We start from the raw sequence: 14,552 nt of genomic DNA, 5'->3' as shown, positions 1-14,552 counted from the left end.
CACAGACAACAGAAGGCCAGCAGCATGACGCAGAGGGGGATAACCGTAACAGAAGGAGAAACGGGCCGTCAAACGGCCCGCTTTTAACGAGGATTTGGATTACAGCAGACGGCGAGCTGCCTCGACGACGATTTGCACCGCTTGGCTTTCGGTCTTCTTCATGGTTTCCGCATTCGGGATCTCTTGCTGGGTGCGGTTAACGATCACACCGGCAACCATTCCCGCACGCAGGCCCTGGCTGGCGCACATGGTCAGCAGGGTAGCGGATTCCATTTCATAGTTCATCACGCCCATTGACTGCCACTCTTCCATCGAGCCCTTAAAGCGGCTGACTACACGGCCGGAATAGGTGTCGTAACGCTCCTGGCCTGGGTAGAAGGTATCGGAAGAGGCGGTTACGCCGATATGCGTGGTAGCACCGCAGGCCTTGGCGGCTTCAACCAGCGCAGTGGTACAGGCAAAGTCCGCCACTGCCGGGAATTCCATTGGGGCAAAGTGCAAGCTGGCACCGTCGAGGCGCACAGCTGCAGTTGTCACCAGCACGTCGCCCACGTTGATATTGGCCTGAATGGCACCGGTCGTGCCGATACGCAGGAAGGTACGGATGCCCAGCTGAGCCAACTCTTCAACGGCAATAGAGGTAGACGGGCCACCGATACCGGTTGAGCACACGATCACTGCCTTGCCATCCAGCTCTGCACGCCAAGAGGTAAATTCGCGGTGGGAAGCCAGGTGAACCGGGTTTTCCATCAGCTTGGCAATTTTCTCAACACGCTGCGGATCGCCAGGGACGATGGCCAATGTAGCGCCTTGCAGATCGTTTTTAGTGAGACCGAGGTGGAAAACGTCAGACTGAGACATGGGAGACTCCTCATGGATACGGTTTTTGGGAGGAACAAACAGAGATTCTACTGACAATCGTCATTAAATTTCGTGATGATCATCACTTTGAATAAAGAAACAGAAATTCATCTACATTATTTTTGTGATTTAAATCACATAAAGAACCCTAGCACGCTTAATCTCCACTCAGTTTATACCAATTTGCTACCTGAGCAGCCATTGCTATCCTGCGCGAAAATTCGCCATGCGGTGCTAATAAGCGCTAATCTGCCTATAGTTAACTGCCGCGCTTTTTCTCTAACGCATGGAGCCTGCAATCAATGAAAACAGAACAACAAATGACGTTAAAACAGGCCAAAGGGGGATTTACCCCGGCCGTCGCACCGTTGGCCACCTCAACCATTCTGACCGACGATCAGGATATTCATGTGGGGGAAACCACCATCCCTTCGCAGGGGGACGATCTGCCAGCCTATATCGCCAAACCGGCCCATCACCAAGGGCCGTTCCCAATTGTGCTGGTGGTGCAGGAAATCTTTGGCGTGCATGAACATATTCAGGATCTGTGCCGCCGCCTGGCGAAGCAGGGTTATCTGGCCATCGCTCCAGAACTCTATTTCCGCCAGGGCGATGCCAGAGAGTACAGCGAAATCAGCGAGCTGATGCAAAAGTTGGTCAGCAAGGTACCAGACAGCCAAGTCTTGGCGGATCTGGATCACGCTGCGCACTGGGCAACGCGCCACGGCGGCGACGCCAGCAGGTTGGCGATCACCGGTTTCTGCTGGGGCGGCCGCATCACCTGGTTATATGCGGCGCATAATCCGCAGCTGAAAGCGGCAGTGGCCTGGTACGGCAAGCTGGTGGGGGAGAAAACCTTGAATTCGCCGAAGCATCCGGTTGATATCGCGACCGATCTTTCGGCGCCGGTGCTTGGGCTATACGGTGGCCAGGATGGCAGCATTCCGCAGGAAACGGTGGAAACCATGCGCAAGGCGATCCGTGCGGCCAATGCCGATGCGGAAATCGTGGTGTATCCAGAAGCGGGGCACGCTTTCCACGCCGATTACCGGCCAAGCTATAACGCGGAGGCTTCCGCCGACGGTTGGCAGCGCATGTTGGCCTGGTTCAGCCAGCATGGTGTGAAATAGATGGGCGCAGCATGCAGCGCCCCTACATGCCAAGTTGGGTGAGGAATATCAGCAGTTTCAGGGGCAGCGAGTGCCCCTGATGCTTGTCACCAATCTCCCCTCACCCCAACCCTCTCCCAATGTACAAACTGAGGATGTCATGGGCTTTTGTGTAGGGAGAGGGAGCCAGTTCGGTGCTGTGTTCAGGTACAAGAGTTAATCTGTGGCAGGATTGATGTCGAGGACGAATACCCTAATCAAATAGAGGCACTTTCGGTCCCCTCTCCCTGTGGGAGAGGGTTAGGGTGAGGGGCGTCTTATCTTAGCTCAGTGACAAAGTGCCAAACGCACCGTGCCAATCGTGCTCGAACTTTTCTACCGCCGCCTGCACCGCCGGGGCGCTGATAAACTGCTCTGCGACATCAACCGGTAAGGTAATAGCTTCACAACCTGCCAACAGGCACTCCAACGCCTGACGCGGAGTCTTGAAGCTGGCAGCCAGTACCTTGGCCTGCGGAGCGTGCAGTTCTAACAAGTGCTGTAACTCCTGTACGGTAGTAATGCCATTGCCGCCCTGAGCATCCACGCGGTTGACATAAGGTGCCACATACTTCGCCCCTGCCAAGGCAGAAAGCAGCCCCTGTGCCGCCCCATACACCGCCGTCCCTAACGTTGGAATAGCCAAGCCGCTCAGGATTTTGATCGCCGCTAACCCTTCACCAGTCACCGGCACTTTCACCACCAGGCCAGGAACGCGCTGGTGAAGCATGACCGCCTCTTCAACCATCTGCTCGGCCGTGGCCGCCATCACTTGGGCAAACAATTTGCCTTCGCCACCGATGATATCGCGTAAAGCAGGCAGCACTTCCCATAGCGACGTGCGTGACGCAGCCACAATGCTCGGGTTAGTTGTCACCCCTTGCAGCGGCAACACACGTGCCAGGCGTTTCACCGCATTGATGTCGGCAGTATCCAGATAGAGTTCCATAGTTGCTCCTCAAGGCTAAAAATGAAGGGCGCCGCAGCGCCCAAAAATGGATTACAGTTCAAGCTCTTGTTTCAGCAACGCTTCTACCTGTTGGGCAGACACTGCGTTCACCAGTGCGTCACGGAAACCTTCATGCATGATGCGCCGCGCCAGCTTGGAGAAAATACGCATATGCTGGTCCCCGGCGGCATGTTTATTAAGTGTCAGCATAATCACGAACTGCGCCTCTTCATCGCCCCAGACGACCGGCTGCGCCAGCTTGGCCACGCTGATAGTGGACTGTTCAATATGTTCAGATTTGGTATGCGGAATGGCAAAACCGAAGCCCAGCCCGGTGGAGAATACCGCCTCACGCGCCCACAAATCGGCGGCAAGATTACGTGGGTAACGGCAACGCCCGGCCAGCAGCAGGTTATCCGCCATCCCTTTGATAACCTCTTCTTTGCTGCGCCAATCGGCCCCCAGGGCAATGCATTCCGGCGTGATCAGCGGCGCATCACTTTGCTCCATGCGGAACTGGGCCAACAGGTGCTCCACTTCCAGCGACGTACGGCAGGCCATGGCCCGGTTGAGCAGTAAACGGCATTCGCGGCTATCCAACTTGGCCAGGCGGGTTTTGGTGGCGGCAATGGAAGGCGCGCTCATGCTGATTTCATCCAGCCCCATCCCTACCAGCAACGGCAGCACCGAACCTTTCGCCCCCAGCTCTCCACACAGGCCGATCCATTTACCGTGGCGGTGCACTTCCCGCACTGCATGATCCAACCCACGCAGGAACGCCGGGTTCAGGCTGTTGTAGTGTTTGATGACCTTGGCATTATCACGATCCACCGCCAGCAGATACTGCGTCAGATCGTTGCTGCCGATACTGAAGAAGTCGATCTCCTCACAGCACTGGTCGATGATAAACAGCACCGAAGGCACTTCTAGCATGATGCCGAGCGGGATTTTTTCGTCGAACGGGATCTGCCCGGCACGCAGCGATTGCTTCACTTCGGCCAGTTGATCTTTCACCCACAGGACCTCTTCCATCGAGGAGATCATCGGGATCATGATCTTCAGCGGACCGTGTGCCGAAGCGCGCAGGATCGAGCGCAACTGGGTACGAAATAGCGGCAGAAACTCCTGATAGATACGCACCGCCCGGTAACCGAGGAACGGGTTGTTTTCGGCCGGGATATTTAGATAATCCACCGGCTTGTCACCGCCGATATCCATGGTACGCACGATGATCGTCTTGCCTGCTGCGGCTTCCACCGCCTGGCAGTAAATGTTGTAAAGCTCATCTTCGGAAGGTGCTGTCAGGCGATCCATATACAGCATTTCGGTACGGAACAAACCCACTGCCTCTGCACCGTTACTGAAGGCCGCCTCTGCTTCTACCGCGTGGGCGATATTGGCGGCAACTTCCATCCGCACGCCGTCGGCCGTACGCCCCGGTTGATCGAGATAGGCGCTTTGCTGGCTGCGGATCTGCTCGCTCAGCCACTGCTCCTGCTGATAGTAACGACGAACCGGCTCGCTGAGATCACAGGCCACCAGCCCAAGATCGCCGTCGATCTGCACCGATTGATTCAAATACGGCAACATTGAGGCGGCATCGACGCCAACCAGGGTTGGAATGTTAAAGGAGCGCGCCAGGATCACCGTATGCGAGGTACTACCGCCGCTGCCCAGCAGCAGGCCTTTCAAATAACGCTTGTCCAGCTCCAGGAATTGGCTCGGGGTCAGCTCATCGGTGATGCAAATGCTATCTACACTTAGCGCCTGCTGCGCCGGGAAGCACTGCTCGCCATAAATTTGCTGTAATAGTTGGAAGCTGACATCACGAATATCCAGTTCGCGCTCGCGCAGATAGGCACTGGCAGACTGTGCCAGCTGCTGGCTAAAGTGGGCTGAGGTGGCCACAATGGCGGCAGCACAGCTTTCCCCTGCCAGCACGCCATCTAGCAGGTGTTGGCGGAATGCGCCGTCACGTAGCAAGGAGCGATGCGCTTCCAGCACCGCCGTAGTAGTGCCGTTACCGCCCATCAGTTGCAGATCCAGCGCCTTGCCAAAGCGCGTCAACCCTTCGGCCAACTGCTGCTGCTCCTGTTCAACAGATTGCGTAGGTGGCAACGTTAGAGCGTTTAAATCCACCCGCGCCAGATGCACCAATTTCCCATTAGCGGTGCCTTGGTTGACGGAGCGAGCGCGCACCAGCGTTGGGTTCAGGTTAGCCAGAGACTGCGGGATAGGCTCCTGCTCTGCCTGGTCATCCACCTGTGGCAGCGCTTCGTCGCAATGCGGGAATTCATGTTGGATAAACTGGCTCAGGCGCTCAAACGCCGCCTGTTCATCTTCCCCTTCGATGGTGATGCGACACTCATCGCCCAGCAAAGTATCGGTACCAATCAGTGACAACACGCTTTTGCCGTCGCCACGCAGGCCGCTACGCGAGTTGTGCCATTCAAAGCGGGAACGGAAACCGTTGCACAGGGTTTCGATATGGCTGGCTGGGCGGGCATGCATCCCGTTGGGCAGCACGCAGGTAAACGTCACTATTTTCGCCATCACTCTTTCCTCATACCACAAGCAGCGGTGAACAACACCGGTTTGCCACAAGGATAAAAGCGCAGCGCGGCCCAGGGCTATCGGATAAAAATGTCAAACACTGGACAAATGTATCCTGACGGCATAAATGCGATGCCGCTCACAAAGCCCGTTTCCACAAGCCCGGTTTATTCTGTCGCACACTTTGAGTTAGATCGCACTTTTCTCCTGACAATACAAAAATCCAGTAAATGGCAATTTTATCCACTGTTGATAGTACCGCCAGATGCCTATTGTGATAGCCAACAACCTTTATCCATCAGGGGTCATTCCCCGGTGGTTTTATCTCAGAAGCACGCTGGTTGCGGCCAGGGAGTGAACGATGAAAGAGCTACTCAATATTCTAAGAAACACACGCCAGCACTTGATGACCGGCGTCTCCCATATGATCCCGTTTGTGGTCGCCGGCGGCATTTTGCTGGCCATCTCCGTGATGCTGTATGGCAAAGGGGCGGTACCCGACGCGGTGACGGACCCTAACTTGAAAAAACTGTTCGATATCGGCGTGGCCGGATTGACGTTGATGGTGCCTTTCCTGGCGGCCTATATCGGCTACTCCATCTCGGATCGCTCCGCGCTGGCTCCTTCTGCGATTGGGGCCTGGGTGGGCGCATCCTTCGGGGCTGGTTTCTTCGGGGCGATCATCGCTGGCCTGCTGGGCGGCATTATTGTGTTCTATCTCAAGAAGATCCCGGTACCGAAGATCCTGCGCTCGGTGATGCCGATCTTCGTGATCCCAATCATCGGCACCCTGCTTACCGCAGGCATCATGATGTGGGGCCTGGGTGAACCGGTTGGCGCGCTGACCAACGGCCTGACCCACTGGCTGCAAGGTATGCAGCAGGGCAGCATCGTAGTGCTGGCCATCATCATGGGCCTGATGTTGGCGTTTGACATGGGCGGCCCGGTTAACAAGGTGGCCTACGCCTTTATGCTGATCTGCGTCGCTCAGGGCGTGTACTCGGTGGTCGCCATCGCGGCCGTTGCCATCGCCACCCCGCCGCTTGGCCTGGGATTCGCCACGCTGATTGGCCGTAAATACTACACCCTGGAAGAGCGCGAAGCGGGTAAAGCCGCGCTGCTGATGGGCTGCGTCGGCGTTACCGAAGGGGCTATCCCGTTCGCCGCTGCCGATCCACTGCGTGTTATCCCCTCCATCATGATTGGTTCTGCCTGCGCCGCCGTGACCGCCGCATTGGTGGGTGCACAGTGCTACGCCGGTTGGGGTGGACTGATTGTGCTGCCGGTAGTTGAAGGCAAGCTGGGCTACGTTGCTGCGCTACTGGTGGGCATGGTGGTCACCGCCCTGTTGGTTAACCTGCTGAAAAGCTTTGCCGCCAAGAAACAGGCTACTAAAGTCGCCCAGGATGATCTGGACTTGGATTTCGAAATTAACTGAATAAATACGCCTGCAAGCTGCCGCTAATCACAGTGCAACTTGCAAGACACGCATACCATTTTGAGGAGTTTTCCATGACTATGATTATCGCTGTAACCGCTTGCCCATCTGGCGTTGCCCATACCTACATGGCTGCCGAAGCCATCGAACGTTCCGCCAAAGCCCAAGGCTGGCAGTGCAAGGTGGAAACCCAGGGCTCCATCGGCCTGGAAAACGAACTGACGGCCGAAGACGTGGCCGCCGCCGACGTGGTGATCCTGACCAAGGATATCGGCATCAAGTTTGAAGAACGCTTTAAAGGGAAAACCGTGGTACGCGTGGCCATCAGCGACGCGGTAAAACGCGCCGATGCCATCATGGAGAAAATTGCCGCCCACTTAGCGCAAAAGGCCTAACCGCACAGCCAGCCCGGCACGCCGTGCCGGGTTTTCCCGCCCCCATTACCGCACAAAAGGAAAATGTGATGCTCTCCCGGGTCGAACGTCTAAAAGCCGCCTTGTTCTCCGCCCCGCGCGAAATTTCACTCGAACGCGCACTACTCTATACCGCCAGCCACCGGCAGACCGAGGGAGAACCGACCATCATCCGCCGTGCCAAGGCAACCGCCTATATTCTCGATCACGTAGCGATCACCCTGCGGGAAGATGAGCTGATTGCCGGTAACCGTACGGTGAAGCCGCGTGCCGGGATCGTGTCGCCAGAGATGGACCCTTACTGGCTGTTGAAAGAGCTGGATGCTTTCCCTACTCGTCCACAGGATCGCTTTGCCATTTCCGAAGCGGACAAACAGGTGTACCGCGAACAGCTTTACCCCTACTGGGAAAAACGTTCGATGAAGGATTTCATCAACGGCCAGATGTCAGAGGAGGTTAAAACCGCCACCCAGACCCAGATTTTCAGCGTCAACCAGACGGACAAGGGCCAGGGGCATATCATCATCGATTACCCGCGCCTGCTGAATAACGGCCTGGATAATCTGCTAACCGAACTGCAAAGCCATGCCGAGCAGCAGCCAGACAACGCGTTCTACGCCGCAGCATTGTTGCTGTTACAAGCCTCACAGCGCCATATTCTGCGTTATGAATCCCTGGCACGCCAAATGGCGGAGCAATGCAGCGATGAGACTCGCCGCGCCGAGCTGCTGCGCATCGCAGAGATCTCAAGCCACAACGCCCACCACAAGCCGCAGGATTTCTACCAGGCGTGCCAGCTGTTCTGGTATATGAACATCATTTTGCAGTATGAATCCAACGCCAGCTCGCTGTCGCTGGGCCGTTTCGATCAGTACATGCTGCCGTTTTATCAAGCCTCCCTCAATCAGGGGCAGGATCCGGCGTTCCTCAAGGAGCTGCTGGAAAGCCTGTGGGTGAAATGCAACGACATCGTGCTGCTGCGCTCTACTTCCAGCGCCCGCTATTTTGCGGGTTTCCCTACCGGCTACACCATCTTGCTGGGCGGCCTGACGGAAACCGGCCGCAGCGCGGTCAACGTGCTGTCGTTCCTGTGCCTGGATGCCTACCAGAATATCCGCCTGCCACAGCCGAACCTCGGCGTGCGGGTCAATGAGTTTATCGATCGGCCATTCCTGCTGAAAACCGCCGAAACCATCCGCCTCGGCACCGGTATTCCGCAAATCTTTAACGATGAAGTAGTAGTGCCAGCATTCCTGAACCGTGGCGTCTCACTGGAAGATGCACGTGATTATGCCGTGGTGGGCTGTGTTGAACTGTCGATCCCTGGGCGCACCTACGGCCTGCACGACATTGCCATGTTCAACTTGCTGAAAGTGATGGAGCTGACGCTGCTGGATAACGAAGGCAACGCCAGCCTCACCTATCCGCAGTTGCTGGATCACATTCGTGAAAAAATTCGCCATTACGTCCGGCTGATGGCCGAAGGCAGCAACATCTGCGATATCGGCCACCGTGACTGGGCACCGGTGCCGCTGCTATCTTCCTTTATCGATGACTGCCTGCAACACGGCAAAGACATCACCGAAGGCGGCGCACGCTACAACTTCTCCGGGGTACAAGGCATCGGCATTGCCAACCTGAGCGATTCGCTGTTTGCCCTGAAAGGCCTGGTGTTCGATCAACAGCGCCTGAGCTTTGATGAGCTGCTGGCCACGCTGAAGGCCAACTTCGCCACACCGGAAGGGGAAAAGATCCGCGCACGGTTAATCAACCGCTTCGATAAATACGGCAATGATATCGACGAAGTTGACCTGATCAGCGCCGATCTGCTGCGCTTTTACTGCAAAGAGGTGGAACAGTACCGTAACCCGCGCGGCGGCCAATTTACCCCAGGCTCTTATACCGTTTCTGCCCACGTGCCATTGGGTGCGGTGGTGGGAGCCACGCCAGACGGGCGCTATGCGGGGGAACAGCTGGCGGACGGCGGGCTTTCGCCGATGCTCGGCCAGGATGGCCAGGGGCCGACGGCAGTGCTGAAATCGGTGAGCAAGCTGGATAACTACCTGCTCTCCAACGGTACGCTGCTAAACGTGAAGTTCACCCCAAGCACGCTGGAAGGTCAGCAGGGGCTGAACAAGCTGGCTGATTTCCTCGGGGCCTTTACCAAGCTCAAGCTACAGCACGTGCAGTTCAACGTGGTGAATGCCGAAACGCTGAAGGAAGCGCAGGCCAGGCCACAGGACTTCGCCGGGCTGGTGGTGCGTGTTGCAGGCTATAGCGCATTCTTCGTGGAGCTGTCGAAGGAGATCCAGGATGACATCATCCGCCGTACAGCGCATCAACTGTAACCTGATCACGCCCGGGTTTTCCCGGGCGACACCCGCGGAGCCAATGGCCCGGATCTTCAATATTCAGCGTTATTCGCTGAACGACGGCCACGGCATCCGCACTGTGGTGTTTTTCAAAGGCTGCCCACATAGCTGCCCTTGGTGTGCCAACCCGGAGTCGATGTCCGGCAAAATCCATCGCGTACGCCGTGAGGCCAAATGCCTGCGCTGCCAGCCCTGCCTGAACGACGCACAGGAATGCCCAAGCGGAGCGATGGAACTGATCGGGCAAAACATCACGCTGGAGGCGCTGCTGCTGCAAATCCTGAAAGATGAGGTGTTTTATCGCACCTCCGGCGGCGGGGTAACGCTTTCCGGGGGCGAAGTGCTGATGCAGGCCGAGTTTGCCACCCAGCTGTTGCAGCGCTTGCGGGCGTTGGGCATCAATACCGCCGTCGAAACGGCCGGAGATGCCTCACAGGCCCAAGTGCTGGCCCTGGCAGAACACTGCGATCAGATCCTGTTCGATCTGAAAATCATGGATGCCGATTCCGCCAAACATCAGTTGAACATCAACCAGCCACGGGTACTGGCAAACTTTACTGCGCTGGTGCAGCGCGGAGTTAACCTGACCCCGCGTCTGCCGTTAATACCCGGCTACACTTTGAGCACGGAGAACATGGCACAGGTGCTGGCATTCCTGGCACCTTTTGGGCTACAAGAGATCCACCTGTTGCCTTTTCATCAGTATGGCGAGGCGAAATATACCCTGCTGGGGCGCGAATATGCCATGCGCGGGGTAGCGCCCCCAACAGAGCAGCAGATCGCTCCCTTGCAGGCGATGGCGCAACAGGCAGGTTACCGGGTGATCATTGGCGGTTGAACAGAAGATAGAGAGGCAGGTATGACGATAAAACTCGTAGCGGTAACGGCCTGTATCAGCGGGGTCGCCCATACCTACATGGCTGCCGAGCGGCTGGAAAAACTGTGCGCGCAAGAGAAATGGCCGGTCAAAGTAGAAACCCAGGGTGCTCTGGGGATTGAAAACTCGCTGACGGCGGACGATCTGGCGCAAGCCGACGTGGTGCTGTTGATCAGCGACATCCTGCTGGCGGAAAGCGAGCGTTTTGAGCACCACCGCTGCGTGCAGATCGGCATAAACACCTTTCTGCGTACGCCGGAGAAGGCGCTCAGTGCGGTACGCAAGGCCGCCGCATCACCCCAGGAAACGCATATCCGCGTGGTTTAACTGCTGTGTTAGCCCCCCTCACCCTAACCCTCTCCCCAAGGAGAGGGAACCGATCGAGAGTGCTTGAAATTGCAGTGACTCACCTTGGATGAAGGGACGATCGAGTATCTCTGAAATTTTAGTGACTCACCTTGGATGGAGAGGGGCGATCGAGTATCTCTGAAATTTTAGTGATTCACCTTGGATGAGGGGACGATCGCGTTTGCTGCTATGGCCTCTTTACTTGCAAAAGAGCAAGGGCCATCAGCTCCCTCTCCCTGTGGGAGAGGGTTGGGGTGAGGGGCACAGCTCACTGTGGTATTGGCCGCGATACTCCGACGGGGAACGCTCGGTGTTCTTGCGAAACAGGCGGCAGAAATAGTTACTGTCGACAAATCCGCAGGCGTGCGCCACCTCTTTCACCTTCATGTCATAGCGTTTGAGCAGGTGCTTCGCCTGCTCCAGCCGCACGTGATTGAGATATTCGTTAAACCCAACCCCACCGGCCTTCTGGAACAGATGAGAAAGGTAGTTGGGCGAGATATAAAACGCCTGGGCCACCGACTCACGGGTGAGCGGTTCGCGATAATGCTCCTCCAGGTGGCCCCGCACCGCATCAAACAACGCTTGGCTGCGCGAGGCGGTTCTCACCGAGGTGCCAAACAGATCGAGCGCATGGCTCAGCAAGCCCTTTACCAGGAAACGTGCGGTAGGCTGATCGCTCTGATGCCAGGAGAGTTCGTTAAGCGCCTGCAACATGAATGACCCCACGCGCGGGCCACGGCGCGCCACGTTATCCTTACCCAGCGGCAGCGTGTTTTCCCCGTCCCAACCCAGCAGGCTATAGCCCAGTTGCTGCTTGCCAAACAACAGGCTGAGCGTGGTCGTCGGTTGCTGCCAGTGCGGGCTGTTCCAGCCTTGCGCCGGAACAAACAGCACATCCCCCGGCAGCAAAATTTGTTGTTGCCGCGTTCCCTGGCTGCCTTCCCACTCCATTTCCTGTTCCCCGTCTACCACCAGTTCAAGGCGTGGAAAACCTACCTGATAAGCCAGCTCCGGTGCCGGATGTTGGTTACCGGCAAAATAAACCTGCCGGATCCCCTGCCCATCATCGAGCAGCGGAGCCAACACGGCCACCAGCGGGTGTTTCATCGGGAATAATCCTTCAAACCAAGTGAACAACGAGACTTGATAATAACCAATAGCGGCGAGGAAAACGCGGGAGTAGAACAAGAAAAGGGCGCCGAAGCGCCCTTGGTAAACGTGTTTGGATCAGACAACCTGGTCGCGCAGGCGCTGAGCCGCTAACACCATGTTGGCCAACGATTGGCGGGTTTCTGGCCAGCCACGGGTTTTCAGGCCGCAGTCCGGGTTCACCCACAGGCGTTCTGCCGGGATATTCTGTGCCGCTTTACGCAGCAGCGCTTCGATCCATTCTACGCTTGGCACGTTCGGCGAGTGGATGTCGTAAACGCCCGGCCCAATTTCGTTTGGATAGTCGAACTCTTTGAACGCTTCCAGCAGATCCATATCGGAACGTGAGGTTTCGATGGTGATCACGTCAGCATCCAGCGCCGCGATAGAATCCATGATGTCGTTGAACTCGCAATAACACATGTGGGTGTGGATCTGGGTATCGTCCTGCGCCACGGCGGCGTTCAGTTTGAAGGCATCCACCGCCCAGTCGAGGTACGCAGCCCAATCGGACTGGCGCAGCGGCAGGCCTTCGCGCAGTGCAGGCTCGTCGATCTGGATGATACCGATACCGGCCTTCTCCAAGTCTTCCACTTCGTCACGCAGTGCCAACGCAATCTGCTTGGCGATCACTTCACGGGTCACATCTTCACGTGGGAAGGACCAGCAAAGAATGGTCACCGGGCCGGTCAACATGCCTTTTACCGGCTTGTCGGTCAGCGACTGGGCAAATTTGGCCCACTCTACGGTGATGGCTTCCGGGCGGCTGATATCGCCAATAATCACCGGTGGTTTCACGCAGCGGGAACCGTAGCTCTGTACCCAACCGTTTTGGGTGAACACGAAGCCGTCCAGGTTTTCGCCGAAGTATTCCACCATGTCGTTGCGCTCGGCTTCGCCGTGCACCAGCACGTCCAGCCCCAGGCGTTCCTGCTCAGCGATGGCCTGCTTGATATGTTCGCCGATGCTGGTGCGGTAGTTGCTCCCATCCAGGCGGCCCTGCTTGAAGTCCAGGCGCAGGCCGCGAATTTCGGTGGTCTGCGGGAAGGATCCGATGGTGGTCGTTGGCCAGGCAGGCAGGTTGAAGCGATCGCGCTGAGCCTGGGCACGTTGTTCATAAGGGCGCTGACGTTCGCTGTCTTTGGCAGTGATGGCCGCCAGGCGTTGCTCAACCTGCGCATTATGCACACGGCTGGATTGGCGACGGGCGCGGATTGGTGCGCTGTAGGCATCAAGTTTGGCTTGTTTATCTGCCCCTGGCGCATTCAGAGCTGAGCTCAACAACGCCAGCTCGGCACATTTTTGCAGTGCAAAGGCGAACCAGCTTTTCACTTCTTCGTCCAGGCGGCTTTCCACGCTCAGATCGATCGGGCTGTGCAGCAGCGAGCACGAGGTGCCAATCCACAGTGGGCGGCTCCCTACCAGCGGTTGCAAGCGTTCAAACCAGCTGCTCACATCGGCACGCCAGACGTTACGGCCATTGATCACCCCCAGCGACAGCACCCACTCTTTCGGCAATGCGTTGTTCAGGACAGCGGCATCATCTTTGCCTGCGACCAGATCCACATGTAGACCCTGTACCGGCAGTTCACGGATGGTGTCGAGGTTATGGCCAATGCTGTCGAAATAGGTGGTCAACAGCAGTTTGACCTGGCCTTGCAGCGCGGTATAAGCCGGTTTAAAGGCCTCCAACCAGGCCTTAGGCAGTTCCAGCACCAGCGCAGGTTCGTCGATCTGTACCCACTCGATGCCGCGTTTGGCCAGCTCCGCCAGCACTTGCTGGTAGACCGGCAGGATATCGTTCAGCAGCGACAGGCGGTCGAACTGCTCACCCTTCACCTTGCCCAGCCACAGATAGGTTACCGGGCCCAACAGCACCGGCTTGATTTTGTGGCCCAGCGCCAACGCTTCGTCAACTTCATCCAGCAGTTGGGTCCAGCCCAGTTTGAACTGCTGGCCTTTAGTAAACTCAGGCACCATGTAGTGATAGTTGGTGTTAAACCATTTGGTCATTTCCGCCGCCGCCGCAGGTTCACCGGTCGGTGCGCGGCCACGGCCAATACGGAACAGGGTATCGAGATCGATCGAGCCATCTTTATTTTGGTGACGCGCCGGGACGTTGCCCAGCAGCAGGCTGGTGGTCAGCACGTGATCGTACCAGGCGAAATCGCCAACCGGCACCAAATCCACCCCGGCCTGCTGTTGTTGTTGCCAGTGGCGAGCGCGCAGCTCGCGGCCAACCGCCAACAGCTCTTCCTGTGTTGAATTACCTGCCCAGTAACTTTCCTGCGCTTTTTTCAGTTCACGACGCAGACCAACGCGTGGAAAACCCAGTGTGTGATTTAGAATTGTCATCGTCATATTTCCCATTTAGCCGTCCAGATGTTTACACATCCATAATCCGCAGGTACTGTATGATCCACAAGCGCAATATTTTCACT

11 protein-coding genes are annotated in these 14,552 nt (G+C 57.0%); 6 read left to right on the top strand and 5 right to left on the bottom strand.

All coding sequences use genetic code 11. The features are described from left to right. Positions 1-99 precede the first annotated feature (99 nt). Positions 100-861: a uridine phosphorylase gene (gene udp / locus WN53_RS09680; RefSeq protein WP_024485456.1), complete on the bottom strand. Its 762-nt coding sequence runs from the start codon at positions 859-861 to the stop codon at positions 100-102. 302 nt (positions 862-1,163) lie between these two features. Between udp and WN53_RS09675 the strand changes: the two genes are divergently transcribed. Next, on the top strand, positions 1,164-1,991 hold the full coding sequence (locus tag WN53_RS09675; protein WP_024485455.1) for a dienelactone hydrolase family protein: 828 nt from the start codon (positions 1,164-1,166) through the stop codon (positions 1,989-1,991). A 301-nt stretch (positions 1,992-2,292) separates the two neighbouring features. On the opposite strand, the gene fsa is transcribed toward WN53_RS09675, so the two are convergent. Together fsa and ptsP are read right to left on the bottom strand one after the other, a co-directional pair. Next, positions 2,293-2,958, bottom strand: coding sequence for a fructose-6-phosphate aldolase (fsa, locus tag WN53_RS09670; protein ID WP_024485454.1), 666 nt, complete (start codon positions 2,956-2,958; stop codon positions 2,293-2,295). A 51-nt stretch (positions 2,959-3,009) separates the two neighbouring features. Continuing rightward, the gene (gene ptsP / locus WN53_RS09665) at positions 3,010-5,511 is read right to left on the bottom strand and encodes a phosphoenolpyruvate--protein phosphotransferase (protein ID WP_024485453.1); all 2,502 of its coding nucleotides are present in this window, start codon (positions 5,509-5,511) and stop codon (positions 3,010-3,012) included. A gap of 361 nt (positions 5,512-5,872) precedes the next feature. On the opposite strand from ptsP, the gene WN53_RS09660 reads away from it, so the two are divergent. The 5 genes from WN53_RS09660 (at position 5,873) to WN53_RS09640 (ending at position 10,938) form a co-directional block, all read left to right on the top strand. Continuing rightward, positions 5,873-6,949 (top strand): PTS fructose transporter subunit EIIC, encoded by a 1,077-nt coding sequence (locus WN53_RS09660; protein ID WP_024485452.1) that lies wholly within the window; start codon positions 5,873-5,875, stop codon positions 6,947-6,949. A gap of 74 nt (positions 6,950-7,023) precedes the next feature. Continuing rightward, a complete protein-coding gene (locus WN53_RS09655; RefSeq protein WP_021181481.1) occupies positions 7,024-7,344 on the top strand; it encodes a PTS fructose-like transporter subunit IIB in 321 nt (106 codons plus the stop codon). A 68-nt stretch (positions 7,345-7,412) separates the two neighbouring features. Then, entirely contained in the window at positions 7,413-9,710 is a 2,298-nt protein-coding gene (locus WN53_RS09650; protein ID WP_024485451.1) for a formate C-acetyltransferase, read from the top strand. Then, the gene (locus WN53_RS09645) at positions 9,676-10,572 is read left to right on the top strand and encodes a [formate-C-acetyltransferase]-activating enzyme (protein WP_024485450.1); all 897 of its coding nucleotides are present in this window, start codon (positions 9,676-9,678) and stop codon (positions 10,570-10,572) included. Before WN53_RS09650 ends, WN53_RS09645 begins: the two co-directional genes overlap by 35 nt. A gap of 21 nt (positions 10,573-10,593) precedes the next feature. Then, positions 10,594-10,938 (top strand): PTS fructose-like transporter subunit IIB, encoded by a 345-nt coding sequence (locus WN53_RS09640; protein ID WP_021807973.1) that lies wholly within the window; start codon positions 10,594-10,596, stop codon positions 10,936-10,938. Between the two features lie 243 nt (positions 10,939-11,181). Here the strand turns inward: WN53_RS09640 and WN53_RS09635 are convergent, their stop codons facing one another. Together WN53_RS09635 and metE are read right to left on the bottom strand one after the other, a co-directional pair. Beyond that, complete coding sequence (locus tag WN53_RS09635) at positions 11,182-12,069, bottom strand: AraC family transcriptional regulator (RefSeq protein ID WP_024484620.1); 888 nt, start codon at positions 12,067-12,069, stop codon at positions 11,182-11,184. Between the two features lie 120 nt (positions 12,070-12,189). Then, the gene (gene metE, locus WN53_RS09630) at positions 12,190-14,466 is read right to left on the bottom strand and encodes a 5-methyltetrahydropteroyltriglutamate--homocysteine S-methyltransferase (RefSeq protein WP_024484621.1); all 2,277 of its coding nucleotides are present in this window, start codon (positions 14,464-14,466) and stop codon (positions 12,190-12,192) included. Positions 14,467-14,552: the final 86 nt, after the last annotated feature.

Origin of the sequence: Serratia fonticola (genome assembly GCF_001006005.1) — a bacterium.
GTDB classification, from domain to species: domain Bacteria; phylum Pseudomonadota; class Gammaproteobacteria; order Enterobacterales; family Enterobacteriaceae; genus Chania; species Chania fonticola.
The sequence above is the reverse complement of the archived record's forward strand: the minus strand, read 5'-3'. Positions and strand labels throughout refer to the sequence as shown.